The organism is Actinomadura sp. SCN-SB (assembly GCF_043906805.1).
Lineage (GTDB): Bacteria > Actinomycetota > Actinomycetes > Streptosporangiales > Streptosporangiaceae > Spirillospora.
Genome location: NZ_JBIMPP010000010.1, coordinates 45,729 through 71,949, shown reverse-complemented (window position 1 = coordinate 71,949; position 26,221 = coordinate 45,729). Strand labels below are relative to the sequence as shown.

Annotated in this window: 23 protein-coding genes; 11 read left to right on the top strand and 12 right to left on the bottom strand. The window is 73.7% G+C overall.

Annotated features, from left to right (window positions below):
- The first annotated feature begins 225 nt into the window (after positions 1 to 225).
- Positions 226 to 579 (top strand): STAS domain-containing protein, encoded by a 354-nt coding sequence (locus ACGWYJ_RS09015; RefSeq protein WP_395105223.1) that lies wholly within the window; start codon positions 226 to 228, stop codon positions 577 to 579.
- A gap of 72 nt (positions 580 to 651) precedes the next feature.
- On the opposite strand, the gene ACGWYJ_RS09010 is transcribed toward ACGWYJ_RS09015, so the two are convergent.
- From ACGWYJ_RS09010 to ACGWYJ_RS08985, 6 genes are read right to left on the bottom strand one after another with little or no spacing between them, the layout of a single operon-like run.
- Positions 652 to 1,488 carry a glutamate ABC transporter substrate-binding protein gene (locus ACGWYJ_RS09010; RefSeq protein ID WP_395105222.1) on the bottom strand — a complete coding sequence of 279 codons (837 nt, stop codon included), beginning with the start codon at positions 1,486 to 1,488 and terminating at the stop codon, positions 652 to 654.
- A gap of 24 nt (positions 1,489 to 1,512) precedes the next feature.
- Positions 1,513 to 3,063, bottom strand: coding sequence for a hypothetical protein (locus ACGWYJ_RS09005; RefSeq protein WP_395105221.1), 1,551 nt, complete (start codon positions 3,061 to 3,063; stop codon positions 1,513 to 1,515).
- A complete protein-coding gene (locus tag ACGWYJ_RS09000) occupies positions 3,060 to 3,815 on the bottom strand; it encodes an FHA domain-containing protein (RefSeq protein WP_395105220.1) in 756 nt (251 codons plus the stop codon). Before ACGWYJ_RS09000 ends, ACGWYJ_RS09005 begins: the two co-directional genes overlap by 4 nt.
- A gap of 4 nt (positions 3,816 to 3,819) precedes the next feature.
- Entirely contained in the window at positions 3,820 to 5,253 is a 1,434-nt protein-coding gene (locus ACGWYJ_RS08995) for a VWA domain-containing protein (RefSeq protein WP_395105219.1), read from the bottom strand.
- Complete coding sequence (locus tag ACGWYJ_RS08990) at positions 5,246 to 6,508, bottom strand: protein phosphatase 2C domain-containing protein (protein WP_395105311.1); 1,263 nt, start codon at positions 6,506 to 6,508, stop codon at positions 5,246 to 5,248. The genes ACGWYJ_RS08995 and ACGWYJ_RS08990 overlap by 8 nt, the downstream gene beginning before the upstream one ends.
- 36 nt (positions 6,509 to 6,544) lie before the next feature.
- Positions 6,545 to 8,665, bottom strand: coding sequence for a tetratricopeptide repeat protein (locus tag ACGWYJ_RS08985; RefSeq protein ID WP_395105218.1), 2,121 nt, complete (start codon positions 8,663 to 8,665; stop codon positions 6,545 to 6,547).
- Positions 8,666 to 8,675: 10 nt separating this feature from the next.
- On the opposite strand from ACGWYJ_RS08985, the gene ACGWYJ_RS08980 reads away from it, so the two are divergent.
- Positions 8,676 to 8,819, top strand: a complete 144-nt coding sequence (locus tag ACGWYJ_RS08980) for a hypothetical protein (protein ID WP_395105217.1) — start codon at positions 8,676 to 8,678, stop codon at positions 8,817 to 8,819.
- Between the two features lie 148 nt (positions 8,820 to 8,967).
- Here the strand turns inward: ACGWYJ_RS08980 and ACGWYJ_RS08975 are convergent, their stop codons facing one another.
- Complete coding sequence (locus tag ACGWYJ_RS08975) at positions 8,968 to 10,257, bottom strand: hypothetical protein (protein ID WP_395105216.1); 1,290 nt, start codon at positions 10,255 to 10,257, stop codon at positions 8,968 to 8,970.
- A 401-nt stretch (positions 10,258 to 10,658) separates the two neighbouring features.
- Between ACGWYJ_RS08975 and ACGWYJ_RS08970 the strand changes: the two genes are divergently transcribed.
- The 3 genes from ACGWYJ_RS08970 to ACGWYJ_RS08960 all read left to right on the top strand — a co-directional run bounded on the left by ACGWYJ_RS08970 (position 10,659) and on the right by ACGWYJ_RS08960 (position 15,677).
- The gene (locus tag ACGWYJ_RS08970; RefSeq protein WP_395105215.1) at positions 10,659 to 11,996 is read left to right on the top strand and encodes a hemolysin family protein; all 1,338 of its coding nucleotides are present in this window, start codon (positions 10,659 to 10,661) and stop codon (positions 11,994 to 11,996) included.
- A gap of 20 nt (positions 11,997 to 12,016) precedes the next feature.
- A complete protein-coding gene (locus tag ACGWYJ_RS08965; RefSeq protein ID WP_395105214.1) occupies positions 12,017 to 13,003 on the top strand; it encodes a hemolysin family protein in 987 nt (328 codons plus the stop codon).
- Between the two features lie 130 nt (positions 13,004 to 13,133).
- On the top strand, positions 13,134 to 15,677 hold the full coding sequence (locus tag ACGWYJ_RS08960) for a hypothetical protein (RefSeq protein ID WP_395105213.1): 2,544 nt from the start codon (positions 13,134 to 13,136) through the stop codon (positions 15,675 to 15,677).
- On the opposite strand, the gene ACGWYJ_RS08955 is transcribed toward ACGWYJ_RS08960, so the two are convergent.
- Complete coding sequence (locus ACGWYJ_RS08955; RefSeq protein WP_395105212.1) at positions 15,664 to 16,035, bottom strand: phage holin family protein; 372 nt, start codon at positions 16,033 to 16,035, stop codon at positions 15,664 to 15,666. The two genes, ACGWYJ_RS08960 and ACGWYJ_RS08955, sit on opposite strands and share 14 nt — an antisense overlap.
- A 116-nt stretch (positions 16,036 to 16,151) precedes the next feature.
- The gene (locus ACGWYJ_RS08950; RefSeq protein WP_395105211.1) at positions 16,152 to 16,634 is read right to left on the bottom strand and encodes a hypothetical protein; all 483 of its coding nucleotides are present in this window, start codon (positions 16,632 to 16,634) and stop codon (positions 16,152 to 16,154) included.
- A gap of 199 nt (positions 16,635 to 16,833) precedes the next feature.
- On the opposite strand from ACGWYJ_RS08950, the gene ACGWYJ_RS08945 reads away from it, so the two are divergent.
- The 6 genes from ACGWYJ_RS08945 (at position 16,834) to ACGWYJ_RS08920 (ending at position 22,970) form a co-directional block, all read left to right on the top strand.
- Entirely contained in the window at positions 16,834 to 17,490 is a 657-nt protein-coding gene (locus ACGWYJ_RS08945) for an HAD family hydrolase (RefSeq protein WP_395105210.1), read from the top strand.
- Positions 17,491 to 17,550: 60 nt separating this feature from the next.
- The gene (recQ, locus tag ACGWYJ_RS08940; RefSeq protein WP_395105209.1) at positions 17,551 to 19,551 is read left to right on the top strand and encodes a DNA helicase RecQ; all 2,001 of its coding nucleotides are present in this window, start codon (positions 17,551 to 17,553) and stop codon (positions 19,549 to 19,551) included.
- Positions 19,552 to 19,621: 70 nt separating this feature from the next.
- Complete coding sequence (locus ACGWYJ_RS08935; RefSeq protein ID WP_395105208.1) at positions 19,622 to 20,125, top strand: hypothetical protein; 504 nt, start codon at positions 19,622 to 19,624, stop codon at positions 20,123 to 20,125.
- A 53-nt stretch (positions 20,126 to 20,178) separates the two neighbouring features.
- Entirely contained in the window at positions 20,179 to 20,877 is a 699-nt protein-coding gene (locus ACGWYJ_RS08930; RefSeq protein WP_395105207.1) for a response regulator transcription factor, read from the top strand.
- Positions 20,874 to 22,256, top strand: coding sequence for an ATP-binding protein (locus ACGWYJ_RS08925; protein WP_395105206.1), 1,383 nt, complete (start codon positions 20,874 to 20,876; stop codon positions 22,254 to 22,256). The genes ACGWYJ_RS08930 and ACGWYJ_RS08925 overlap by 4 nt, the downstream gene beginning before the upstream one ends.
- A 30-nt stretch (positions 22,257 to 22,286) precedes the next feature.
- Entirely contained in the window at positions 22,287 to 22,970 is a 684-nt protein-coding gene (locus ACGWYJ_RS08920) for a maleylpyruvate isomerase family mycothiol-dependent enzyme (RefSeq protein ID WP_395105205.1), read from the top strand.
- Here ACGWYJ_RS08920 and ACGWYJ_RS08915 read toward each other — a convergent pair.
- From ACGWYJ_RS08915 to ACGWYJ_RS08905, 3 genes are all read right to left on the bottom strand, one after another.
- Positions 22,939 to 24,441 carry a DHA2 family efflux MFS transporter permease subunit gene (locus ACGWYJ_RS08915; RefSeq protein WP_395105204.1) on the bottom strand — a complete coding sequence of 501 codons (1,503 nt, stop codon included), beginning with the start codon at positions 24,439 to 24,441 and terminating at the stop codon, positions 22,939 to 22,941. The two genes, ACGWYJ_RS08920 and ACGWYJ_RS08915, sit on opposite strands and share 32 nt — an antisense overlap.
- A gap of 77 nt (positions 24,442 to 24,518) precedes the next feature.
- Positions 24,519 to 25,103, bottom strand: a complete 585-nt coding sequence (locus tag ACGWYJ_RS08910) for a TIGR03086 family metal-binding protein (protein ID WP_395105203.1) — start codon at positions 25,101 to 25,103, stop codon at positions 24,519 to 24,521.
- Positions 25,100 to 26,137, bottom strand: coding sequence for a sigma-70 family RNA polymerase sigma factor (locus ACGWYJ_RS08905; RefSeq protein ID WP_395105202.1), 1,038 nt, complete (start codon positions 26,135 to 26,137; stop codon positions 25,100 to 25,102). The genes ACGWYJ_RS08910 and ACGWYJ_RS08905 overlap by 4 nt, the downstream gene beginning before the upstream one ends.
- Between the last annotated feature and the right edge of the window lie 84 nt (positions 26,138 to 26,221).

The following is a 26,221-nucleotide window of genomic DNA, read 5'->3' as shown; positions in this document are numbered from 1 at the left end:
CGGACGCCATTTCTTACCCAAAAGTAGGTTTCCCGTCGGTAGCATTGCGGGCCGGATTCCGGGGGTCCTGTGCGCGCGCCGCCACGAAGATCGGTTAACGTCGGAGAGGTGGAGGGCGGCCACGCGCCTTCGCCCGCGGACTTGGATTGCGGGCAGGAGTGCGCGATCCTGGGGCGGCACAGGGCCGGGGTCGCGGGTGCTCATGCTCGGGACGGGAGGTTGCCCATGGACTTCGACGCATCGCTGCTGCGCCAGGACCGGTGCGCGGTGGTCCGGGCGCGCGGCGAGATCGACGTGGTGTCCCGCGAGCGCTTCGAGGCGGCCCTGAACGAGGCGCTGGAGTCGGGCGGTCCCGTGGTCATCGACATGCGGGAGGTATCCTTCTGCGACTCCACCGGGCTGAACGCGCTGGTGAACGCCAACAAGCGGGCGATCGAGCAGGGCACCGCCATCGCGCTGGTCGCGGTCCCGCCCCGGGTGCGCCGGGTCTTCCGGATCACCGCGGTCGACGAGTTCATCCCCATCTACGACACGCTGCGCGAGGCCATCAACGCGCTCCCCTCCAAGACCGCCCCCTGAGAGGACCGCACCTGAGAAGGCCCTCCCGAGCCCGCACCCTATCGGGAGGCCCGCACCCGGCCGGAAGGCGGCTCAGGAGCAGCCCTCGAACTGGGGGACGCTGGTGGCCAGCTTGAGCCCGGACCGCCGGAACCACTTGTTCAGCAACGTGGCGGCATGGCCGGACTGGTACATCTGCGTGATGGCGCGGTTGACCGCCTCGCAGCCGTCCAGGTCGCCCTTGCGCAGGCCCACCCCGTACTTCTCGTCGGTGAACGGGGCGTTGATGATCTTCACGGGGCGGTCGGCGGCGAACCCGGCGAGGATCAGGTCGTCGGTGGACACCGCGTCGATCCGCCCGGCCGCCAGCATGTCCATGCACCGGCTGTAGGTGGGCGACCGCACCGGGGTCGCCGCGATCTTCCGTTCCTCGATCACCCGGCGCCAGGAGTTGGACCCGGTGACCTCGCACAGCCGCTTGCCCGCCAGGTCGCGCACGTTGCGGATGGTGGTGTCGTCCGCCCGGACCAGCGTGTCCTGGTGCGGGACGTAGTACGGCCCGGCGAAGGTCACCTGCGTCTTGCGCTTGGCGGTGATGGAGTAGGTGGCGACGATCATGTCGACATCGCCGTCCCGCAGCGACTTCTCGCGGATGGACGACGGCGTGGCGCGGAAGGTGATCCGGCTCCTGGGGACGCCGAGCCGCCCGGCGATGTAGACCGCGACGTCCACGTCGAACCCCGTGTAGGTGCCGCCCGAGCGCAGCCCGAGACCGGGCTGGTCGGCCTTGACCCCGATCACCAGGGACCGCTTGGCGGCGACCGACCCGGCCTCGCCTCCGCCGATCCCGCAACCCGCCGCCGCGGCGACGGCGGCCACCGCGGTGAACACGGCGGCGCCCGCGCGAACGCGTCCTCTGGGGATGCGCATCGTGTGCTCCTCCGTCCTCCTCCGTCAGCGGAACTCCGCCAGCCGGGGCCGCACCCCCGCCAGCACCAGCACGGCGATGACCAGCGCCGCGGCCGGGGGCAGCGCCGTCCAGCCGCGCAGCCCGTCGTCCGCGGACGCGATGGACCGGTCGAACTCGGCGCGGTGCGCCCCGGTCTGCGCCACCAGCGCCCGGTCGTACTCCTCGAACAGGTTGATCGAGCCGTCGGGGCCACGTCCCATCCGCAGGCGGATCGCGCCCGCGCGGTCGCCGCGCCCGGCCCGCTCCCGCATCAGCCGGTCGTTGTTGAGCACCTGCCCGTAGGCGCGCAGCGTGCGGCCGAGCGGGCGGCCTTCCTGCGGCGTGCCGGCCTTCCTCGCCTCGTCCCCGAAGAACCCCAGGAAGTCCACCCTGTCGCCGCCCGGCTCATAGGACGCCAGCTTCTGGCCGACCAGCCGGTAGTAGGTCTCCAGGTTGAGCGGGCGGTCGCCGGGGTCGATGTAGAGGACGGAGAGCGCCTTGTCGAGGTAGGTCTGCTCGTAGGTGTCGGCGCGCTGCGGGTCGAGCAGGTAGCGGCTCTCGTCCGCGAACGCGCTGTGGCTGATCGCGCGGGCCCGGGACAGGGTCAGCATCGAGTCGAAGCCGTCCTCCTTGGCCGTGCGGATATGGCCCGCCTGCGCCGTCAGCACCGCGACGCCCGCCCCCGCCAGCAGCAGCGTGACCAGCGTCGCCAGCGCCAGCGCCGGGTTGACGGTACGGCGGAAGCCGCGGGCCAGGGAGATCTGCGCGGCCAGCAGCACGCCGGCCAGCAGCGCGCCGGCCAGCAGCACCCAGACGCGCCCCGACAGGACCGCCTGCCGCCGGTCCTCGTACCCCTGCCGGACGGTGGCGCCGCTGTCGAGGGTCAGGTTGTAGGCCCTGGGCAGCAGTTCCATCCGCATCAGGTCGGTGGCCTGCCGGTAGGCGGCGACGACTCCGGACGGCGGCTCGCCCGGGGCGTACGCGGCCTGCTCGCTCAGCACCAGGGCGCGGCCCACCATCCGCTCGTACCGGCCCAGCGCCTCCATGGTCTCGCGCACCGTCCGCTGCCGGTCGGCGTCCTGGCCGGCGAGCTGGGACGCGTCCACCAGCGCCTGGCCCGCCTCCCTGCGGCGCTGGTCGTAGAGCCGCAGCGACTCGTCCTTGCCGATGCCCAGGTCGCTCTCGCGGCCGATCAGCAGCACGTCGGCGACCTGCGCGTCCATGTCGCTGAGCGCGAAGAACAGCTCGCCGGTGGCCACGACCTGCGGACCGGCGTCGTGCCCGATGGTCTGCACGCCGTCGCGCGCCATCCCGATGGTCATGGTGAGGGCGAGCAGCAGCAGCGCCGTCGCGGCGAGGGCCGCCGCCGCGTACAGCCTGATCCGTCCCGGAACGGTCTTCAGCCAGCGGCCCCGGACGAACGTCGCCAGGCGGCCACCGGACCGGGCGGGCGCGCCCCCAACCGGCACCGGCGCGGGCGGGGACGGCGGCGCGGGCTCGGGCGCGGGAGCCGGGGCGGGCGGCGAAGGGGTCACCGTGGTCCGCGGTCCGCTCATGATTCCGCACCTCCCGGCCGACCCTCCGGTACGCCCTGGTGGAGGCGGAGCGTGATGGTCGTCCAGGCGCCCACGTGGATGCGGTCGCCGTCGCCGACCGGCACGGGCACGTTGACGTCCAGCGGCTTGGTGCCGCCGTTCAGCGTGGTGCCGTTCATGGAGCCGGGGTCCACCAGCGCCCACGTCCCGTCCGGCTGGGCGAGGAGGACGGCGTGCAGGTGCGAGACGCCCGGGTCCTCCGGCGGCTCGCTCAGGTCGATCTCGGGGTCGATGCCACGTGACCTGCTCCGGCGCCCGATCCTGACCTGCTCTCCCGCCAGCGCGATCCACCGTTCCGGGCAGTACGGGGGGAACGCGATCGACGCCGCGTCCGGGCCGCCCAGCGCGATCACCGAGTCGTAGTAGGCGCGGTCGGCGTTGATCGCCACCGACCAGCTCACGTCCCCGCGTTCCGGCGGAACGGGCACCGACCGCTCCTCGGGCAGGACGGACGGCGGCTCCGGGTACATCTCGGCGGTCATCTGGGAGATCGCGACGTTACGGACCGCGCGGGTCTCGAAGTCGTAGGCGTCCACCTCGCAGAACCGCCCGGAGCGCGGTGTCCCGCACAGCGGGCAGGTCTCCTCCTGCGCGGCACGCCCGCCCGAGGGCTCCTCCTCGAAGGTGTGGCGGGGCGCACCGGGGATCAGGTCGCCGCAGACGTCGCAGAAGTCCGCGGACGAGGACGTATGCCCGCTCGGACAGATCGGCATGCCCTCACCCCTCACCCTGCTGGTCCCGTGGTTCCCGTTGCTGGGTGGGACGCGTGGCGCGGGTCCCCGGATGCCCTTCGTCCGCCGTGGCGCCGCCCGTGCCCGCCGCCGTGCCGGCGCGCTGGGCCGTCCGCACGGTACGGACGGACCGCGTGTCCAGCGACATCTCGTCGGCCTTCGACACGTCCTTCCTCAGCCGGTGCGTCCCGGTCTCGTGGTCGTACTCCACGACCCGGTCCAGCAGCTCGGCGATCTGCGCGTTGCCGACCTGCCCCGCCAGCGCGACGGCGCGGCCGAGCCGGGCGGTGGCCCGTTCCTCGTCGCCCGAGCGGCGCGCCTCCAGGCCCTCCTGGATCGCCTCGGCCAGCTCCGACTGGCCCGTGTGGTGCGCCACCCTGGTGTTGATCCGGGTGGACTTGGCCTCGTCGTCGGTCCATTCGGCCAGGACGTTGCCCATGGCCAGCTCCCGCTCCGCCGTGTCGGCGGAGCCGGGCGCGATCACCTTGACCCAGGCGGCCCGCATCTGCCGCCCGATGTCCCCGGCGGGCACCTCGACGCACAGGTGGTACTCGCGCTCCTCGTCGCCCCAGGCCCCGACGGGGTAGTCCCCGATCTGGCCGGTGCCGGAGCGCCTCCCGGTCAGGTCCTCGACGGTCGGCACCATCTGCTTGAGGAACCTCAGCTTCGCGTCCCGCGGCGTCCACACGCGCAGCACGACGTCCGCCACCCGCTTGCCCATCGCCGCCGCGGTCATCTCCCGGAAGTCGGCCTCCAGGTCCGCCGGGTCGGGGACGTCCAGGAACGAGCCGAGCAGCGCCGAGGAGATCTTGCGCAGCTCGGCCACGTTCCAGTCGGTGCCGACGCCCCGCGCGTCGCAGACGAACACCCCCGAGCAGGCCGCCAGCGCCGCGTCCAGCTCGGCGTCGCTCTCGTGCTGGTTCTTGCCGTCGGTGAGCAGGATCGCGTGCCGCACGGCGCCGCTGTGGTCGGCGAACAGCCGCCCGGCGAGCCGCAGCCACGACCCGATGGCGGTGCCGCCCGCCGCGTCCAGCGTGGACAGCGCGCTCAGCGCCGCCCGCCGCGTCCTGGCGTCCACCCGGACCAGCCGCTGCCCCTGCGGGTAGATCATGCGCGGCTGGTTGGCGCCGGCGACCACCGCGAAGTGGACGCCGTCCCGCAGCACGTTCACCGCCGCCTTGGCGGCCCGCTTGGCCGCCGCCATCTTCCCCGAGTACGACATCGACCCGGAGGAGTCGATGATGATGATCTCCGCGGCCTCGGCGGTGGACGCCTCGGGCGCGGCGGCCCCTTCCCCGGCCGTGCGGCCCGGCGCGCCCCTGGCCTCGATGCCGATGATGGCGTGCATCTCCCGGCCGCCCGCCGGGAGGTAGGGGTTCTGGTCGACACGGATGCTGAACTCAGGAAGGTCGCTACTCATGAGAGGGCTCCCTGGAGGCTCCGTCCGGACCCGGCGGGGGCGGGAACGGCGGGTCCGGAGATGGGGGACACGGGACAGGGGTGGGAGCGGGAGCGGGTGACGCCCGTTCGGAGGGAAGAGCGGAGGCCGGGCCGGACGTGGGGGAGAGGGGCGGGAACGGGATCAGCACGACCGTCACGTTGTCGTGCCCGCCGGCGTCCAGGGCCGCCTGGACGAGCCCGCGCGCCGCGGCGAGCAGCCCGTTCTCCGCGAGGCACGTCTCGCGCAGCGCGGATTCGAGCTCGGACGGCTCGGGCAGGTGGTTCCAGAGCCCGTCGCTGCAGATGACCACCATGCCGGGGCCGCGCGGACGGAACGTCACGGTGTGGGGGGCGGACGTCTCGGCGTCCGCTCCCAGCCAGCCGGTCAGCAGGTGCGCCCGGGGATCGGAGCGCGCCGCCTCCTCGGACATCGCCCGCCGCGCGATCATCAGGTCGGCCCACGAGTCGTCCCGGGTCAGCAGCGCCGACCCGCCGTGCCCGTTGTTCCCGGCGGGCGCGCCGATCCAGTAGGCGCGGCTGTCGCCCACCCAGCCGACCGTGACGGACTCCTGGGACACGACGGCCGACACGTAGGTGCAGGCGGGCGGGTTGTGGCGGGTGTCGGAGAGTTCGGCGACGGCACCGCCCGCGCGCTGGATCGCCCCGCGCGTGGCCGCCACGGCGTCGTACCCGGCGACCAGCAGGTCGGCGAGCCCGACCGTGCCGGTGTCGGCGGCGACCTGCGCGGCCTGGTCCGATCCGGGGGCGGACGCGACGCCGTCGCACACCACCGCGCACACGGTACGGGGAAGCGCCGCCATGGCCAGGGCGTCCTCGTTGCGGCTGCGGCGACGGCCCAGGTCGCTCACCCCGGCGGCGCGGACCGGGCCGTCCCGCGCGGGCCCCGCCAGCTCGATCTCGACGTGCTCGTTGCCGGTGGGCTGGCGCAGCCCGCATTGCTCGCAGTAGCCGTCCCGGTCGATGCCGGTGGCGCCGCAGTCCGCGCACTCGGCGGGCGGCGCGGGGCGCACCCGGCGGGACGAGGTCTCCAGAACCGCCTCGGGACGGATCTCGGGGATCTCGATGACGGCGCGCGGCCCCGCCCGCGACCTCCCGCACGCCTCGCAGAACCGGTCGGACGGGTCGAGGGGCTCGCCGCAGGCGGGGCAGGACGTGGCGATCCCCTCGCCGGCGGGTTCGGCGTCACCGCCGGGACCGGTGCCCGCGCGGTCCATCGTCAGCACCCGCCCATCGTCAGCACCCGTCCATCCTCAGAACAGCGTCCTCGGCCGGACCGCGTTGGCCCGCCGCACCAGGTCGTGGCGGGCGTCGTAGCCGTCGGCGAGCTTGGCCAGCAGCCGGTAGATCTCCTCCAGCCTGCGCCGCAGCGCCGGTTCGGTGAGGGGCGTGCCCAGCAGCTCCTCCCCCGGGTGCCGCGGGCCGGGCACCAGCGGACGGCTGGACGCGCGGATCCAGGCCAGACCCGCCTCCAGCACTTCGGCGGCGAAGGAGTTGTAGCGCTCGGTGTCGAGGCGCAGGTTCTCCAGGCGGCGGCCCGCCTCGGTCAAGGCGGCGGCGGTCAGCTCCCCGGGGCTGCGTCCCCGCACGGTCGCGACCACGCAGGCGAGCTGCGCGTTGATGTAGTTGCTTGAGATACGGGGAACGGAGTCGAGCGCCTCCAGAGCGCCCTTGCGGTCGCGCACGGCCAGCCGTACCCGGGCCAAGCCGAACGCGGCGCTCACGTACGTGGGATCGGTCCGCCAGACGGTCTCGTAGTAGCGGGCGGCCTGCACGGTGTCGCCCGCGCACTCGTGGCAGAACGCCAGGGCCAGCTTCGGCGCCGTCTCCCCCGGCATCAGATCGTACAGATCGTCGAAGATCGCGATGGCGTCGGCGAAGCGGCGCCCGGCCAGCGCGGCGGCGCCCCGGTACCAGTCGGCGCGCCAGTCGTCGGGGTGCCGCGCCGCGATGTCGTCCAGAAGACGGCCCGCCTCGTCCAGCGCGCCCAGCTCGATCCGCACGCGGGCCAGCGCCAGGGACACCTCCAGGGACGGCATGGGGGCGGCGGCGAGCGCGGCGGCCAGCTCGTGCGGATCGCGGCCGGTGAGCCCGGCGAGGAAGCCCGCCGCCGGATCACCGCTCTCCACCAGCGGGGTGGGCAGCGCCGCCGCGGCGGCGACGGGCGCGAGCGGCGCCAGCACGGGGGCCTGCGCCCCGTTCGGCGAGCCCCCGGCGCCACGGGTGCCCCGCATCTGCGGCAGGCTGGTGATCTCCGTGCCCGCGGTGTGCTGCTCCGGCCCGAACAGCGTGGACGGCGCGGACCTCGGCAGCCCGTCGTCGGCCGACAGCACCTCGCGCAGCACGCCGGTGAGCTGCTCGGCCATCTCCGCCGCGCTCTGGAACCTGCGGGCCGGGTCCATGTGCGTGGCGCGGCGCAGCAGCCGGTAGTACGACTCGTGCCGCACCAGCAGCGGCACCTCGTCCCGGGGCGGCAGGCTACGCAGGTGGCGGCCGGTGTACCCGCGGAACGGGAAGCTCAGCACGGCCAGCGCCCGGCCCACCGTGTACAGGTCGGAGGACACCGAGGGACCGGCGTCGGCGATCTCCGGCGCCTGGTAGCCGGGCGTCCCGAAGATCGGGCTGTTGACGTCGAACGCGCGCCGTACCCCGCCCAGGTCGATCAGCTTGAGCTGCTCCTCCGACTGGATCGCGTTGTCGGGCTTGAAGTCGCAGTACAGCAGCCCCACGCCGTGCAGGTAGCCGAGGGCGCGCAGCACCTCAAGACCGTAGGCGATCACCTGGCCGAGCGGCAGCGAGGCGTGCTCGCCCAGCTCGCGGCGGCGGGCCAGCAGGATGTCCTTGAGCGACCGGCCGCCGACGTACTCCATGACGATGTAGCCGGAGTCGCCGTGCCGGACGAAGTTGTAGATCTTGACGATGTTGGGGTGCTCGACCTCGGCCAGGAACGCGCGCTCGGCGGTCGCGGCGGCCAGCGAGTCGGCGTCGCCGGTGTCCAGCAGCCCCTTGAGCACCACCCAGCGGCCGCTCACGTTGTGGTCGCGGGCCAGGTAGATCCAGCCCAGGCCGCCGTGCGCCAGGCAGCCCAGCACCTCGTACTGGCCGCCGATCAGCTCGCCGGGCCGCAGCTTGGGGGTGAACGAGAACGGGTGGCCGCAGGCGCGGCAGAAGCCCTCGGTCCGGCCGGGACGCCCGTCCCGCGACCGCCCGACGGGTTCGCCGCAGCGGCTGCAGAACCGCCGCTTCTCCGGCACCTCCGGCTTCTCCATGATCGCCGAAGCGGGGTCGCGGTACGGGACGGGCGGCACCTCGACCCAGCCGGCGCCGAGCATGCCGCGCCGCGCCGACGCGCTCGACCCGGTGCCGCCGCCCATCGTCCCGCGCGTGGCCGTACGCCCGGACGAGCTGCGCGACCCAGAGCCCGCCGACCCAAAGCCCGCCGACCCGGGGGACGGCGGGATCGAGGACGGGGTCGTCGGCGACACCGACCCCGCCTCGGGCGGCGCCGACCCGGGCAACCGCGGCTGATCCGGTCCACCCGCCGGAGGGGCGGAGGCCGGAGGGGCGGCGGCAGCGGCGGCGGGCGGGGCCATGCCGCACACGTCACAGAAGCCGTCCGCCTGAACGTTCCCCGAGCAGCCGGGCTGGCCGCACGGCTCCACCATCGCCGCCGCGCTCACCGGCCCGCCCCCGTCTCGCTCTCGTCCCGTTCCCCGCCGGAGCCGCCGGAGCGGGGCTCGTCCCGGCGGTCCCTGATGGCACGCTGGTACGCGGCCACGGCGGCCGTGGCGCGGCGCAGGTCGCAGGGAGCGGTCCACAGCAGGTCGCGCGCCTGCTGGTACAGCTCGGTGAGCCGTTCGTCCTCGGCGAGGCCCAGGCGCGCCGCCTTGGCCTTGTACGCCTCCAGACGGCCGCGCAGCTCCCCGCGCCGGTCCAGCAGTCCGGTGCTGAGCCTCAGGTTGTCCTCGGCCTGTGCCAGCGCCGCGCCGGTCGCGCGGTCGAGCTCGGCCACCCGTGCCGCCAGCTCGGCCCAGCGCCCGCCGCGGCGCAGCTCCTCCAGGCCCGCCAGCCGGTGCCGCAGCCCGCCGCCCTGCGACGGCGGCTCCGGCAGCCCCGCCGACACGATCTTCAGCTCCGCCGTGGTGCGCGCCTCCCGGGCACGCCGCTCCGCCGCCTCCACGTCGTCGATGGACGCCTGGACGGCCGCCAGCCGCTGCTCGTACCCGTCCCGCAGCCGCGCCGCCTCGGCCAGCGACGCGCGCAACGCCTCCAGCGAGTCCCGTATCCGGTCGAGGCGGGAGGTGTCGGGACGGCCGTCGCCGCCCACCAGCGACAGCGGGTCGGTGCGGGCCACGATCCCCAGCGCGCTCAGCTCGCGGCCGAGCCGGTCCAGCTCGGGATGGCGCGAACCGTCCAGCCCCTGCGCCAGCCGCGCCGTGTCGCGCCAGGTCCCCTCGATGTCCTCCAGCGGGACCAGCAGCGCCGTCCACGCCGCGTCCGCGGCCCCGATCACCTCGGCCGCGCGCGCGTACCCATCCGACATCCGGGACACGGCCTCGTCCAGCGTGATCCGCTCCCGGGTCTCGCCCAGCAGCGTCCTGCGCGCGAGCGGGATCTCACCGTCCGGCACCTCGACCGACGCGCCCGCCAGCAGCCCGGTCAGCTCCACCAGCACCGCCGAGCCGGGCCTGGGATGCCGTTCGCGCAGCTCCGCCGCCGCGCCCAGCGTCCGCTGGTAGGCGTCGTACAGCCGCCAGACGTAGGCGATCTCCGTCTTGGCGTCCTCCCACCTGCGCCAGGTCTCGCCCGCCAGCCGGGCGCCCTTCAGCAGCCGGGTGCCCTCGTGGTCCTCCAGGTCCAGCAGCGCCGAGGAGATCCGTTCCTTCTCCTCGCGCAGGGCGCGCAGCGCGTGGTCGATCCCCTCACGGCTCATCGGCGCGGTCGCGCCCGCCCCGCTCTCGCTCACGTCCATCCCGCCGGTCCGCCGCCCGCTCCGCGGACGGCCCCGCTCTCGTTCACTGCGATCCCCGACGCCGGGCCCGCCGGTCCGGGGCCCGCCTCCATCGGCGCCCCGCGACCCCAGCTTCCGGCGCGCACTCCCTCTTCAGTGTGATCGGTGACACTATCCGGCACAACCGCCCGAGACGGGCCGCGTGACCGGCGGTCCCATGATCACCCGGAACCGGGGTACCGGTGATCGCGAGACCGGTTCCGGCCGCCGCCGGCGCGGGATGAGGCGATCATCACCCCGCGACGGGTTGTCAACCGGGAACCACCTGGTATGAGGTGACGTTGCTCCTACTGTCGAGGTGAGAGGAGTTGAGAGTCCGCGGTGTCGGACCCCAGTCATAGACCCGGCGGTGGGTCGTGCTGACCGCCGTCCTCGGGATCCTCGCCGTGATCGTGCTGACCGCGGCGACCGGCTACTTCGTGGCCCAGGAATTCGCGTTCGTGGCCGCCGACAGGGCGCGCCTCACCCAGCGGGCCGAGCAGGGGGACGCCGCCGCGCGGCGGGCCCTGAAGGTCGTCGGCCGGCTCTCGTTCATGCTGTCGGGCGCCCAGCTCGGCATCACCATGACCACCCTGGTGGTCGGCTTCATCGCCAAACCCGCGCTCGCCGAGCTGATCGAGCCGCTGCTGCGGGCCGCGGGCGCGCCGCCCGGCGCCACCGGCGCGATCGCGCTGGGCACCGGGTTCGCGCTCGCCACGCTGATCCAGATGCTGCTGGGCGAGCTGTTCCCCAAGAACCTGGCGCTGGCCCGCGCCGAGTCGATCGCCCGCGCGCTGTCCGCGTCCACGCTGGTGTACCTGGCGGTGTTCGGCCCGATCATCCGGCTGTTCGACCGGGCCGCCGAACGGCTGCTGCGCGCCGTCGGCGTCGAACCGGTGGAGACCACGCACAGCGGCGCCACCCTGGAGGAGCTGGGCGAGATCATCGGCCGCTCCTACAGCGCCGGGCTGCTGCCCGCCGACCTGTCGGGCGTGCTGGAGCGCGCCCTGTCGTTCGGCGACCGGACCGCGGACGAGGTGATGGTGCCGCGTCCCGAGGTCCGCGCGCTGCCGGGCGACGCCACCGTCGCCGAGCTGGTCGAGCTGATCGCCGAGACCGGCCACACCAGCTACCCGGTGTACGGGCAGGACGTGGACGACGTCGTCGGCGTCGCGGGCGCCCGCGAGGTGGCCGACGACACGCTGTCCTCGCGTACCCAGATCCGCCGCATCGCGCGCAAGCCCCTGCTGGTGGCGGGCAGCCAGCCCCTGTACGGGGTGATCGAGCAGATGCGCGAGACCGGCGAGGAGTTCGCCTGCGTCGTCGACGAGTACGGCGGCCTCGCCGGCATCCTCACCTTCGAGGACATCGCCGAGGAGCTGGTCGGCGAGATCACCGACGAGACCGACGCCGCCGAGGCGGCCCCGACCGCCGCCGCCGACGGCTCCTGGGTCGTGGACGCCGGCATGCGCATCGACGAGGTGGGCCGGCTGACCGGCCTGGACCTGCCCGAGGGCGACGCCTACGACACCCTCGGCGGCCTGGTCATGGCCCGGCTGCGGCGGCTGCCCTCACCCGGCGACCGGCTCTCGATCGGCCTGGACGACGGCACGGGCGTCGTGCTGGAGGTCGTCACCGTGCGCCGCCGCGTCCCCGACGAGGTGCGGCTGCGCACGGTCGACCTCGTCCCCGCCGCGGGAGGTGAGCCCGCCTGATCACCACGCTGCTGGTCACGGTGCTGCTGCTGATCGGCAACGGCTTCTTCGTGGCCGCCGAGTTCGCGCTGGTCGGCGCCAACCGCCCGCAGCTCGAACGCGCGGCGGCCCGGGGCAGCCGTCCCGCCGCGGCGGCGCTGGCGGGCACCCGCGAGCTGTCGCTGATGCTCGCCGGGGCGCAGTTCGGCATCACCATGTGCTCGCTGGGCCTGGCCATCGTCACCGAGCCCGCGTTCGAGCACGTCCTGGAACCGCCGCTGCACGCGCTCGGCGTGCCCGAGGCCGGCTCCAAGGCCGTCGCGCTGGGCGTCGCGCTCGCCGTGGTGACCTTCCTGCACATGGTCATCGGGGAGATGGCGCCCAAGTCGTGGGCGATCGCCTACCCGGAGCGGTCCGCGCTGATCCTCGCCCTGCCGTTCCGGGCGTTCGCCAAGGTGTCGCGCCCGGTGCTCGCCGCGCTCAACGGCATCACCAACGGGCTGCTGCGGCTCATCCGGATCACGCCCAAGGACGAGCTGGACGACCACACCGACCCGCAGCGGCTGCGCCACCTGCTCGGCGAGTCCCGCAGGCTCGGCCTGATCGGCCGGCACGACCACGAGCTGCTGCGGCGCACCATCGCCGCCCGGGAGGCGACGGTCGGCCACCTGGTCGTCCCGGTGACCGCGGTGACCACGATCGGCGCCGACGCGACCGCGGCCGAGGTGCGGCGGATCGCCACCGAGAGCGGTCACAGCCGGATCGTGGTCCGCGACTCCGGCGGCGGCGTCGCGGGGATCGTGCACGTTCGCGCGGCCGTCACCGAACCCGACGGGGAACGGCGCGCGGCCGAGCTCGCCCACCCGGCGCCCGTCCTCACCGAGGGGACCACCGTCCTCGACGCGGTCGCCGGGCTCCGGCGCGACCGCGCGCAGCTCGCCGTGGTGAACGACGCCCAGGGCGCGCTGGCGGGCATCGTGACCCTCGACGATCTGCTCGCCGAGCTGCTCGCCACCAACCCGCACTAAGTGGACGGGCACGCCGGGCACCGCCTGATCGTCCCCCCACGCGGTCGTTGCCGGTCATCGGGTGTGAGACGTTAAAGCGGGGCGGAAGCGGAGAAGAATAGGGCTCCGAAGCGACGGAACGGGATGAGGCGTGGAGCACCCACCAGAACCGGACAGCCGGAAGCACGATCTCCTGGACGACGCCGGCGAGCCGTCGTCCCAGGAGACCACCGCCGACTCCCCCACTGAGGCGCTGCCCGTTCCCGGCGTCCCGGCTTCGGCCACCGAGGAGCCGGCCGCCGCGTCGGTCACGGCCTCGGACGACGCGACCTCGCCCCTTCCGGTCCCCGACGACGCCACCACTGGTCCCAGCGGTGGGACGGTGCCGCTCCCCGATGAGGTGACCACCGAGGTCGAGGAGATGGTGGCGGACGCCCCCGACGAGCCGGACCCGCCGGAGAAGCCGGACGAGCCGGAGGCCGACGAGCCGTCCGTGCGAGAGCTGGCGTCGGAGGCGTGCGAGACCCTGATCGAGGTCTACGAGGGGCTGGAGCGGCGCCTCAGGGAGAAGGACACGAAGGTCCTCGGGTGGAGCGGGCAGCTCGCCGCGTTGCGCGCCATGCGGGACGGTCAGATCGCGGGAGACGCGGAGGAGCTGGCCCGCCTGCTGGTGGCCGCCGAAGCCCAGGACGTGACCCGGGGCCTGCCGGTCGGCGAGGCCGTCCAGGAGGCCCTGCGCGAGGGCGAGCGGACCCTGGTGCTGGCGCCCACCGAGGCGCGCGCCGAGGAGATCGCGCGGGCGGCCGGGGACGGCGTGCTCACCGTGCTGGTGGCCACGGCCGCGGAGGAGCCGCCGCCCGTCCCGGAACCGCCGCCCGCGCCGGAGGCCACCGCGCGGCCGGCCGAAGCGCCGCTGAGGGACGACGGGGCCAACCGCACGGTCGAGTTCAGGCCCGTGACCCCGGTGGAGGTGACACGACCACAGGAGGTCCCGCAACCGGCGCCCGCCGAGATCAAGGACGATCGGGCGCCGGAGGCACGTGTCCTTTCGGTGGTGGCCCGTCCGCTGGGGGAGGCGTGGCCGAACTCCTGGGCCGACGAGGCGCGGAAGCTGCAACGCGCGCTGATGTGGCTGGAGCAGTGGCCGCGCGATCAGGCGCTGCTGGAATCGCTCAAGGCCGCCAGGGAACGGCGCCGCCAGGAATTGGACGCGGAGCTGGCCGGGTTGGCGGCGCGGATCGAGGAGATGCGCGCCGCGGTCGAGGCGGCCGAGCAGGAGGTGGTGCGGACCGCCGCCGAGGCCGAACGGCTGGAGGCGGCGCAGGCCGAGGTCGTGGCCGAGCTGGAGGGGCCCCGCGCCGAGGCGCAGCGGCTCCAGATGGAGGCCGACACCAAGGCGGAGGAGGCCGGCAGGCTCACCCGTACCGCCGAGGCCACCTTGGCTCGCTGCAACGCGCTGGAGGAGCGCAACGCGCAGGCGCGGACGGAGCTTCAGGCGGCGCAGCAGGAAGAAGAGACGCTGACCGTGGACCTGGCACGGGCCCGCGACGACCTGCCGGGTGCCATCGAGTCGGCCGAGCGGCTGGCGGCCGAGTCGGCGGCGGCGGACGCCGAAGGGCACACCCGCTACTACCGGCTGGCCGCGGCCGAGTCCGCGCTGTCGGCGCGTCGGCGCAAGCGGTCGCTGAGCCAGCGGCTGCACGTCGCGCCGCCGCCGCCCGAGCTGAAGGACCTGCGGGCGGAGGTGAAGGCGCTGACGCGGGAGGCGGACGAGGCGGCGAAGCGGGCGGCGCAGGCGAAGGACGCCGCCGAGCGCGCGCAGACGTACCGCACGCAGCTTGAGGCGTTCCTGCACGAGGGCGCCGCACGGCTGACGGCGGCGCAGGAGGCGCAGCGGCAGCTCGCCGCGGAACTGTCCCGGCTGGCCAAGGAGCGGACGGCCGCGACCGCCGACCACCAGGAGAAGGCACAGCGCGCCGCCGAGGCCGTCGACCGGGCCACGCAGGCGAGCGCGCTGGCCGCGAACGCGCAGCGGATCGCCCAGGAGATCGAGGGACGGCTGGCCGTCGCCCGGCGCGAGTACGAGACCGCGAGGGCCGCGCACGATCATGCGAGGGCCGAGACGGAGGCGGCCGTGGCCAGGGTCGCGGAGACCGAGGCGCTGCTGGCGCGGCGCCGCGGCGAGGCCGAGGAGGAGCTGTCGGTCCGGTCCAGCGAGTTCGAGGCGGCCACGGCGGCGGAGGCCCGCTCCCGGGCGAACGTGGAGGAGATCTGCGGCGGCGGACCGGTCGACCCGGAGGTGCTCGCGACACGTCAGCGGTCCGCCATGGCCCGGATCGAGCGGCTCACGTCCCAGCTGAACCGTGCCGAGGACGGCTTCCCGGTGTCCGGCCCGACCGGTGAGGTCCCGAGCGACGACACCGGCGACGTCCTGCTGCGCACGGCGGCGCTGGTCTGCGGCACGCCGTTCACCGTGGGCGCCACCAGGGCGGACGCGGAGTTCGACACGCTCGTGGTGGCGGGGGCCGGGGCGTTGAACGAGGCGGACTTCCTGGTCGGCGCCGTCCGGGCCCGGCGCTGGGTCCTGCTGGGCGGCGGCGCGGACGAGGCACCGCCCGCGCACCCCGAGTACGAGGGGCACGCGGGCGCGGACCGGCTGGCGCGGTCGCCGTTCGCGGCCGCTAGTCGTCCTTGACCAGCAGGTCGAGCAGCCAGCCGACCACGCCGACGACGATCGCGCCGAGGAACGCGGGCCAGAAGCCGTCGACGGTGAACGGCAGGTCGAGCTCACCCGCCACGTAGCCGGTGAGGAGCAGCAGCAGCGCGTTGACCACGAGCCCGAACAGGCCGAGGGTCAGCACGTAGAGGGCGCAGCCGAGGGTCTTGACGATGGGCTTGATGATCGCGTTCACCAGGCCGAAGATCACCGCGACCCCGACCAGCGTGAGCGCCCGGCGGCCGAGGGTGTCCCCCTCGACGTCCACCCCGGCGACCAGCACGGTCGCGACCCACAGCGCGACGGCCGTGATCACTACCTTGATGAGTATCCGCACGTCAACGATCCTGCCCGGAGAAGGCGCGGGAACCATCAGCCCGCGCGGGGATTTTCGGCGCCGTCCCGGTCATCTCCGGGGACCACCGGCTCGGTCCTCGGGCGGACGCCGGCGCGTCAGTCCGTCCTGTCGAAGAAGGACGAGGCGGCGGAGGAGCCCACCATGGGCCCGCCGGCGCGGTGGGCCGCCCGCGCGGCCGGGCCCGCGACGGGACGGCCGTCCACGGGAGGCCCGGAAGGCGCGGGAGCGCCGGGCGCCGAGGGCGACCCGGGGTCGCCGCCGCGGGCGCGGGCGAGCTCGCGCTGGAGGCGGCGCTTCTCCATCTCCAGGGTGGTCAGCGACTCCTCGTGCTCCTCGCGGAGGTAACGCAGGTCGCGCCGGTTGCGGAGGCTGCGGCCGACGCCCATGAAGAGGAACATCACGCCGACCATGAAGACCACCGCGACGGCGGCGCCGGCGAGGAAGACCTGCCATTGGTTGTTCACGAAGGGGACGGTCTCGCCGAAGGCGGTCAGGGTGGCCGTTCCTTCGTTGGCCGCCACGACGCCCACCGCCACGGTGACGGCCGCCGCGGCCATGAGCAGTCCGAGCAACACCATTGGGGATCTCCTCTCCAGCTCACTCTCCGGAGGCGAGGCGCGGGACACCCACCATGCCAGACTTAATAGGATCTTGTGTGCATTGCCCTATTTATCCAGCTCACCGGCCCTTTACGGAAATGCTCGCTCGCGATTCCTCCGGTATCCGACGGGTAATGGACCGGTGCGGGTCAGCCGAGGTTCGAGCCGGGAGTGGTCCATGGACGTACGCGCGGTCGTGTTCGATCTGGACGGTGTTCTGATCGACTCGGAGCCGGTGTGGGAGGAGGTCCGCCGCTCCTACGTGGCCGACCGCGGCGGGCGCTGGCTCCCCGACAGCCAGGACCGGCTGATGGGGATGAGCACCGAGGAATGGGCGTCCTATCTGGCCGAGGACCTGCTGGGCGGGCGGCTCTCGCCGGAGGACGTCGCGTACGAGGTGATCGACAGGATGCGCCTCCGGTACGCGGAGGAGGTCCCGCTGCTGCCGGGCGCCGTGGAGACGGTGCGACGGCTCGCGGACGCCTACCCGCTCGGCCTGAACAGCTCGTCCCCCCGCGCCCTCATCGACCTGCTCCTCGCCGAGGTCGGCCTGGACTCCCTGTTCAGGGTCACCGTGTCGACCGAGGAGGTGGACCAGGGCAAGCCCGCGCCCGACGGCTACCTCATGGTCGCCGCCCGGCTGGACGTGCCGCCGGAGAACTGCGTGGCGATCGAGGACTCCGGCAACGGGCTGCGCTCCGCCCACGCCGCCGGGATGCGGGTGATCGCCGTCCCCCGTCCCCGGCACCCGCCCGCGCCCGACGCGCTGGCCCTCGCCGCGTACGAGACCGACGACCTCCGCGCCATCGACCGCGACCTGATCGAATCCCTCTGAACCCCGCGAGGGTTCCGGCATCCGCGGTCCGGTGTCGGCACGGATCCCTAAGATGAATCGGTGCCTTCCCCGGAGAGCGAGATCCCACCCGAGCCCTACTTCGATCCCGAGTACGAACCGGACCCGGAGTTCGATCCCGGCTTCGACCCCGGCTTCGATCCGGCCTTCGATCCGGGCACCGCGCCCGAGGGCGAGCTCGCGCCCCTGCTCCACCCCGCCGAGGGCACCGGCGGGGCGTCGGCGGCCGAGGTGCTGCGCCGGGTCTTCGGGTACGACGCGTTCAGGGACGGCCAGCAGGAGATCATCGACCATGTGGTGGACGGCGGCGACGCCCTGGTCCTGATGCCGACCGGCGGCGGCAAGTCGCTGTGCTACCAGATCCCCGCGCTGGTCAGGAAGGGCACCGGCGTCGTCATCTCGCCGCTGATCGCGCTGATGCAGGACCAGGTGGACGCGCTGCGGGCGCTGGGCGTGCGGGCCGGGTTCCTCAACTCCACCCAGGATCTGGACGAGCGCCGCATGGTGGAGGCGCAGTTCCTCGCGGGCGAGCTGGACCTCCTCTACCTGGCGCCCGAGCGGCTGCGCGTCCCGGCGACGGTCAACCTGCTCGACCGGGGCACCGTGGCGCTGTTCGCGATCGACGAGGCGCACTGCGTGGCGCAGTGGGGGCACGACTTCCGTCCCGACTACCTGACGCTGTCGGGATTGCACGAGCGCTGGCCGGACGTCCCGAGGATCGCGCTGACCGCCACCGCGACGCCCGCCACCCGCGAAGAGATCGCCATGCGCCTCGACCTCAAGGACGCGCGGCATTTCGTGGCGAGCTTCGACCGTCCCAACATCCAGTACAGGATCGAGCCCAAGTCCGACGCCAAACGGCAGTTGCTGCGGCTGCTGACCACCGAGCACGCGGGCGACGCGGGCATCGTGTACTGCCTGTCGCGCAACTCGGTCGAGCGGACCGCCGAGTTCCTCACCGCGAACGGCATCGAGGCGCTGCCGTACCACGCCGGGCTGGACGCCGCCACGCGCGCCGCCAACCAGGCGCGCTTCCTCCGCGAGGACGGACTGGTCATCGTGGCGACGATCGCGTTCGGGATGGGCATCGACAAGCCGGACGTCCGGTTCGTCGCCCATCTCGACCTGCCCAAGTCGGTCGAGGGCTACTACCAGGAGACGGGCCGCGCCGGACGTGACGGGCTGCCGTCCACCGCGTGGCTCGCCTACGGGCTCCAGGACGTCGTCAACCTCCGCAAGATGATCGACTCCTCCGAGGGGGACGAGCAGCACCGCCGCAGGCTCAGCCTGCACCTGGACGCGATGCTGGCGCTGTGCGAGGCGGCGGGCTGCCGCCGCGTGCAACTGCTCAACTACTTCGGCGAGGATGCCGAGCCCTGCGGGAACTGCGACACCTGCCTGTCACCGCCCGAGACCTGGGACGCGACGGTTCCGGCGCAGAAGGTCCTGTCCACGGTCGTACGGCTGCAACGCGAACGCCGGCAGAAGTTCGGCGCCGGCCACATCATCGACATCCTGCTCGGAAAGAAGAACGCCAAGGTCATCCAGTTCGACCACGACTCGCTCAGCACGTTCGGGATCGGCACGGAACTGCGCGAGACGGAATGGCGCGGCGTCGTCCGGCAACTGCTGGCCCAGGGCCTGATGGCGGTGGAGAGCAATTACGGCGCTCTCGTCCTCACCGAGTCGAGCGCCGAGGTGCTGCGCGGGCGGCGCACCGTGACGATGCGCCGGCAGCCGGAGGTCGCCGAGAAGGCCGCGAAGGCCGCCCGGACGTCGAGGGCGCCGAAGGACCGCAAGGCCCCGGCCGACCTCCCGCCCGAGGCGGTGCCCATCTTCGAGCGGCTGCGCGCCTGGCGGACCGCCACGGCCCGCGAGCAGGGCGTCCCCCCGTACGTGGTGTTCCACGATGCCACGCTGCGCGAGATCGCCACCGCGGTGCCGTCCTCGCTGACCGAGCTGAGCACGGTGAACGGGGTGGGCGAGAACAAGCTCGCGAAATACGGCGAGCAGATCCTGGAGACCCTCGCCGAGCCCGGCTGACGGTGTTTCCCAGGCTTCTCCCAGCCTTTTCCGCGGACTGCTGTCAGGAACCCACGGTTAGGTGTCTTGCATGCGAGCGAAAGTGAACAGGAAGTCGTTTGCGGCCGGTGCCGCCGCCGCGGGCGTTCTCGGTGTCGGGTTGTACGTGGCCGTCCCGGCGTTCGCCGATGACCCGTCGCCTTCCGCGTCACCGAAGCCGACCGCGTCCGAGCACCCCAAGCCCCCCCGCAAGGGGGAATGGCGGCACGGCAAGCAGCGTCCCTTGCGGCACGACCTGCGCCGGGCCGCGCGGGGCGTGCACGGGGAGGCCACCGTCAGGCGCAGGGACGGCTCGTTCCATGTGACCACCTGGCAGCGCGGCCAGATCACCGGCGTGTCCGGCGCGACCGTGACGGTCCGCAGCGCCGACGGCGTGGCCTGGACGTGGACGACCGACGGCGACACCCGCGTCCACAAGAACGGCGAGAAGACCAAGGTGAGCGCCCTGGCGTCCGGTGACCAGGTCATCGTCCGGGGCGAGCGCGCCGGCACCGCCCGGACCGCGGCCTTCCTGTTCGTCCCGAAGAAGCGGTAGCCGCCACCGCGTAACGTCGGGGTGTGTTGACCGACCGGGGCAGGGGCGGACCGATGGGTGACAGGCAACTGGTCCTCGTCGTGGAGGACGAGGCGAACATCCGTGATCTGGTCGGGACGGCCCTGCGCTTCCACGGCTTCGTGACCGCCTCCGCCTCGACGGGAGCCGAGGCGCTGCGGGAGGCGCGCGCGAAGCGTCCCGACATCATCCTGCTGGACGTGATGCTCCCGGACTTCGACGGGTTCGAGGTCTGCCGCCGGCTGCGGGACGAGGGCGACGACGTCCCGGTGATCTTCCTGACCGCGCGGGACACCCCGTCCGACACCGTCACGGGTCTCACCCTGGGCGGCGACGACTACGTCACCAAGCCGTTCTCGATCGACGCGCTGGTGGCACGGATACGCGCGGTGCTGCGCCGCGCGGCCCTGGCCGCCCCGCCTCCGAAGGAACAGGAGAAGGAGGTACTGCGCGTCGCCGATCTCGAACTCGACGAGTCGAGCTGGCTCGTGCGGCGCGCGGGCGTCGAGCTCGAACTCTCCCCCACCGAGTTCAAGCTGCTGGCGTACCTCATGAGGAACGCGGGCCAGGTGCTCACGCGCGCCCAGTTGCTGGAGAACGTGTGGGGCTGGACGCACCAGGCCAACGCCCAGGTGCTGGAGACCTACATCAGCTACCTGCGGCGCAAACTGGACCCGCTGGGGCCGCCGCTCATCCACACCCGGCGCGGCATCGGCTACACCCTGCGCCCATGAGGAACCCGCTGTCGACCCTCAACAACCGGTTGCTGGCCGGGCTGGTCGCCGTGACCCTCTCCGGCCTGCTGATCATGGGGCTGGTCAGCGCGGTCGTCCTGCGCGGCTACCTCATGCACCGGGTGGACGAGCAGTTGCGCGGCGCCCGCGACCGCGCCGTGTCCCGGCTGATCCGGCCCGGACTGCCCAGCCAGGGCGTGGCGCCCGCCCAGTTCGTCGTGCTGACCGTCGCCCAGAACGGGCGCATCCGCGTGCTGAGCGGCGCCTACGCCGAGCCGAACGAGGCGGTCGCGCGGGTCCGTGAGCTCGGCCCGGCCAGGGTGGCGGCGCACGCGGACAGCCTCGAACCGTTCTCGCTGCCCGGGATGCGCGCCGTCGCCCGTCCCACCCGGGGCGGCGGGGCGGTCGTCGTCGCGACCCCGCTGGACGAGATCGACCTGGCGGTGCGCAACCTCGTCCTCGCCGAGGTCGCCACGGCCGCGATGCTCATGGCGGCGCTCCTCGTCCTGGGCCGGTGGCTGATCGGCCGCGGCCTGCTCCCCCTAGACCGCATGGCCGTGACCGCGCAGGCCATCGCCAACGGCGGCGACCTGCGGGCGCGGATGCCCGACCCGGGGCACAGCTCGGAGACGTCCCGGCTGGCCGGCGCGATCAACGTGATGCTGGACCGGATCGAGCAGGCGTTCTGGGCGCGCAGCCGTTCCGAGGCGCGGGTCCGGGAGTTCGCCGCGGACGCGTCCCATGAGCTGCGCACGCCGCTCACCACCATCCAGGGGTACGCGGAGCTGTACCGGCAGGGCGCGCTGGGACCCGACGAGCTGCCGGACGCGATGGCCCGCATCGAGGACGAGGCGCGCCGCATGAGCCGCCTCGTCGCCGACCTGCTGGAACTGGCGCGGCTCGACCGCGAGGCGTCGCTCAGGTTCGGTCCCGCCGACCTGGCGGCCCTGGCCCGGGACGCCGTCGCCGACGCCTCGGCCGCCGATCCCGGCCGCTCCTTCGTCCTGGACGCGCCGGGCACGCTTGAGACCGTGGTGGACGAGTCGCGCATGCGCCAGGTGTTCGCCAACCTGCTCGCGAACGTCCGCGCCCACACCCCCGCGGGGACGGGCGCCACCGTCCGGCTGACCCGCGGCCCGCGGACGATCGTCATCGAGGTCGCCGACAAGGGTCCCGGCATGCCGCTGCAGGACGCCGCCCGCGCCTTCGAGCGCTTCCACAGCGCCTCGGACGAGGGCGGCGCCGGGCTGGGCCTGCCGATCGTCGCCGCCATCGCCGCGGCCCACGGCGGCCAGGCCGAGCTGCTCTCCGCGCCGGGCAGCGGCACGACCGTCCGCATCACCCTCCCGACGACCCTTCCCGGCCAGACCACCGCATAGCAGTCAGGGCCACACGGATACGGTCACGGCATGGATTTCCTGGCCTTCCTGCGCCGCGACCTGAACGCCTTCGAGGCATGCCTGGACGACGACCTGACCGCTCCGATCGAGCACTGCGGCGACTGGACGCTGTACGACCTCGCCGACCACCTGGGCAACGGCAACCTCTGGTCGGCCACCGCGGTGACCGAGAAACACGGACGCCGCAAGCCCGTCCCGCCACCCCGTGACCGGGACGAGCTGAAGCGCTGGTTCCACGCCACCGGCGAGACCCTGCTGACCGCGCTGGAGGCCGACCCGTCCACCGAGGCATGGACGTTCCACCCGCCGCGCACGGTCGCCTTCTGGCGCCGCCGCCGCTGCATGGAAACCCTGGTGCACCTCTGGGACGCCGAGCACGCCACAGGCGGCGCCACGCCCCTCGACCCGGAGCTGTCCGCCGAGGGTGTGGCCGAGGTCATCGACACCATGTACCCGAGGCAGCTCGAACTGTCCCGAGCCACACCCCCTGACCAGGCGATCCGGCTGTCGACGACCGACACCGCCCAAACCTGGACCCTCGGCCCGGGCACCCCGGTCGCCACCCTGCACGCCCCTGCCCGAACCCTGTTCCTGATGCTCTGGAAGCGCGTCTCACCGGAAGACGACACGATCGAGTGGGAGGGCGACAAACCAGCCGCCCTCACCGTCCTCGACCGCCCTTTGACGCCCTGACCTCGCCGGGCGGAACCTGGGACCGGCCGTCGGCCCGTGGGCCCGCGACCATGCCTTCGGCGGGGATCATGGGCGGCCGAACGTCCGGCTTCCGCGGCGACAGGAAGGCCGGGATGGTGGCCGCGAGCGCGATCGCGGACGCCGCCCACAGGGCGGGCTGGACTCCGTCCATGAAGGTCGACGAGGTGGTGTAGCCGCCGTAGGACGCGAAGATCAGCGCCACGACGGCCACGCCGAAGACCGAGCCGAGTTCGCGCATGGCGCTGTTGACCCCGGCGGCCACCCCGGCCTCCTCGAACGGCACGGAGCTCGTGACGAGGTTGGCCACGGGCGGCAGGCACAGCGCGATTCCCACGCCCGCGACCAGCAGGGGAACGACGAGGGTGCCGTACCCGACGCCGGTCTGGGCGACCGTCGCGACCCAGCCGAGCCCGGCGCCCTGAAGGGCCATGCCGCCGATGAGGACGGGACGGTCGCCGAACCGGTCGGCCAGCGCCCCCGCGATCGGGGCGACCACCATCACCGTCCCGTTCCAGACGAGGATCCGCAGGCCCGCCTCCCACGGCGAGTAGCCGAGCCCCACCTGGAACATCTGCGACAGCAGGAACAGCGAACCGATGATCGACATCTGCTGGAGGAAGCCGATGGCGTTCGCGGTGACGAAGCCGCGCACACGGAACAGGCCCAGCGGCATCATCGGGTACCTGGCCCTGCGCTCCCAGGCGACGAAGGCGCCGACCAGCAGCGCGCCCGACAGCGCGGCCCCGATCACCTCAAGGGTCCCCCAGCCGATCGCCGGTGCCCGTACCGGGGCCCAGGTCAGCGCGAACAGACCGGCCGCGATCAGGACGAGCCCCAGGGGGTCGAGCCGCGACCGCGGTCCGTGGCTCTCGCGCAGCCGCACGGCGGACAGCGCCGCCAGCGCCAGGCCGACCGGGACGTTCACCCAGAAGATCCACTGCCAGGAGACGCCCTCGGTGATCGCGCCGCCGACGACCGGGCCCGCGGCCACCCCGAGCCCCGTCACGCCGCCCCAGATGCCCAGCGCCGTGCCCCGGCGGGACGCCGGGAAGGCGTCCACGATCAGCGTGAGGGTCAGCGGCATGATCACGGCCGCCCCCGCGCCCTGGACCACCCGCGCGGCGATCAGCTCGGCGGCCGACTGCGACAGGGCGGCCGCCGCCGAGGCGAGGCTGAAGACCAGCACGCCGGCGACGAACATCCGGCGCCGCCCGAACCGGTCGCCCAGCGCGGCGCCCGTCAGCATCAGGCACGCGAACGCCAGGTTGTAGGCGTTCAGCGTCCATTCCAGATCGGCCAGTCCGGCGCCGAGCTCCCGCTGGATCGCGGGCAGCGCGGTGGACACCACGACCACGTCCAGGGCGGTCAGGAAGACCCCGATCGGCGCCAGCACCAGCGTCCAGACCACATGCGGGGGACGGCGCCGCGCCGTCCCCGCTCGTTCCGACATTCCGCTCTCCTTACGGCTTCGACGAAAAGCGTTCTGTCAGACGAGACCCCGGCGCGGGCTCCCACTCATCACGGGGCTCAGCGGGACGGGTCGCGGCCCAGGTAGGCGGCGAGCCGGTCGTCCGCGCGGGTGTGCGGCGGCACGGGGACGGCGGTGGCGAACAGCGGGTGGCGGCCGGTGTCGCCCACCGTCAGCCGCGCGATCTCCAGCAGGTCCGTGGCGAGCTCGGGCGGCATCGGGCGGCGCAGGCCCAGCGTGCGGGAGATGTCCCAGCCGTGGACGGCGATCTCCAGCGCGCCGACGCCCGCCGCGCAGCTCGCCATCAGCGGCAGGTCGCCGACGGCCAGAGCGTGATCGTCACCATCCGCGCCGGTGAACCCCGCCCAGGCGCCGAGCACCGCGCCCGCCCTCACTCGGACGGAGGCCACCACGTCCTCTGCGGGCGCCAGGGCGCCCCGGACGGGACGCACGCCACCGGTCTCGGCCCCCTCGGACAGGACGTCGAGCGAGTCGTCCAAATGCCGCAGCAACGCCCTCAGGTTCCAGCCCGTGCACGGCGTCGGCCAGCACAACGACGCCTTGGTGACCCTGCTCAACGCGCCGAGCGTGTAACCGACCGCCCGTTCGAGCAGCTCCACCCCCTCCACCAGCTCACCGCTCATGGCACGGCCTCAGCGGGAAGCGCCCCCGGCAGCCCGAAAAGGGCGAACAGGCGCGTGTCGAGAAAGGCGACGATCCGCGCGATCTCGTACGTCCCGTCCTGCTCGCGCGTGCTCAGCGTGAGCACCTGGATGGAGTGCGCCCGGTAGGCCCCGTCGGCGCCACGAATGTAGACCGCCGCCGCCGGTTGGCCGTTGGCGGCCGTGGGAATGAGGCGTTTGCCGCCGAACCCGTCCGCGCACTGGGACGAGAGGAACCGCATGACCGCCTCGCGGCCCCGGAACCAGGTCGGGGACGGGGGCATCTCCAGGATCGCGTCGTCCCTCAGCAGCCGGGACAGCCCGGCCATGTCGGCGTCGTGGAACGCCGCGACGTACCGGTCGAGCACCGCGCGGCGGGCCGGGTCGTCCGGCTCGGAGACCTCGTCCTCGGCGACCGCCGCCTCCTCGATGCGGGCGCGGGCACGTTGCAGGAGGCTGTTCACCGCGGCGGTGGTCGTGCCGAGCAGGTCGGCGACCTCGGCGGCACGCCAGTCCAGGACGTCCCGGAGGATCAGCACCGCGCGCTGCCGCGCCGGCAGATGCTGCATCGCCGCGACCAGCGCCAGCCGGACGCTGCCGCGCCCGGTGACGATCGCCGCCGGATCGTCCGGCCCGGACGGCACCCGGGCACCGATGACCCGCGAGCCGCCGGGACGCAGCAGCGCGTCCGGTACGGGCTCCAGCCACGGCATCCCGGGCTCCCCGGGCGTCACCGGGACGTCCGCGTCCTCGGCGGGACGTGACAGCCCCGAGGGCAACGGGCGGCGGGCGGCACGTTCCAGCGCGGTCAGGCACCGGTTGGTGGCGATCCGGTAGAGCCACCGGCGCAGCGACGTCCGCCCCTCGAACCCGTCGAAGGACCGCCACGCCCGGAGATACGTCTCCTGGACGAGGTCCTCGGCGTCATGAACGGAGCCGAGCATGCGATAGCAATGCGCGAGCAGCTCGCCCCTGTAGGGGTTCGCCAGGCGGGCGAACTCCGTCTGATCCACCATCGTTCCGGCCGGCCTCCGTCCGCGAGCGCACGCTCCGGCCCCGTCCACCGGAACGCGTACCGGCGCTCTCACAGGACTCGACCC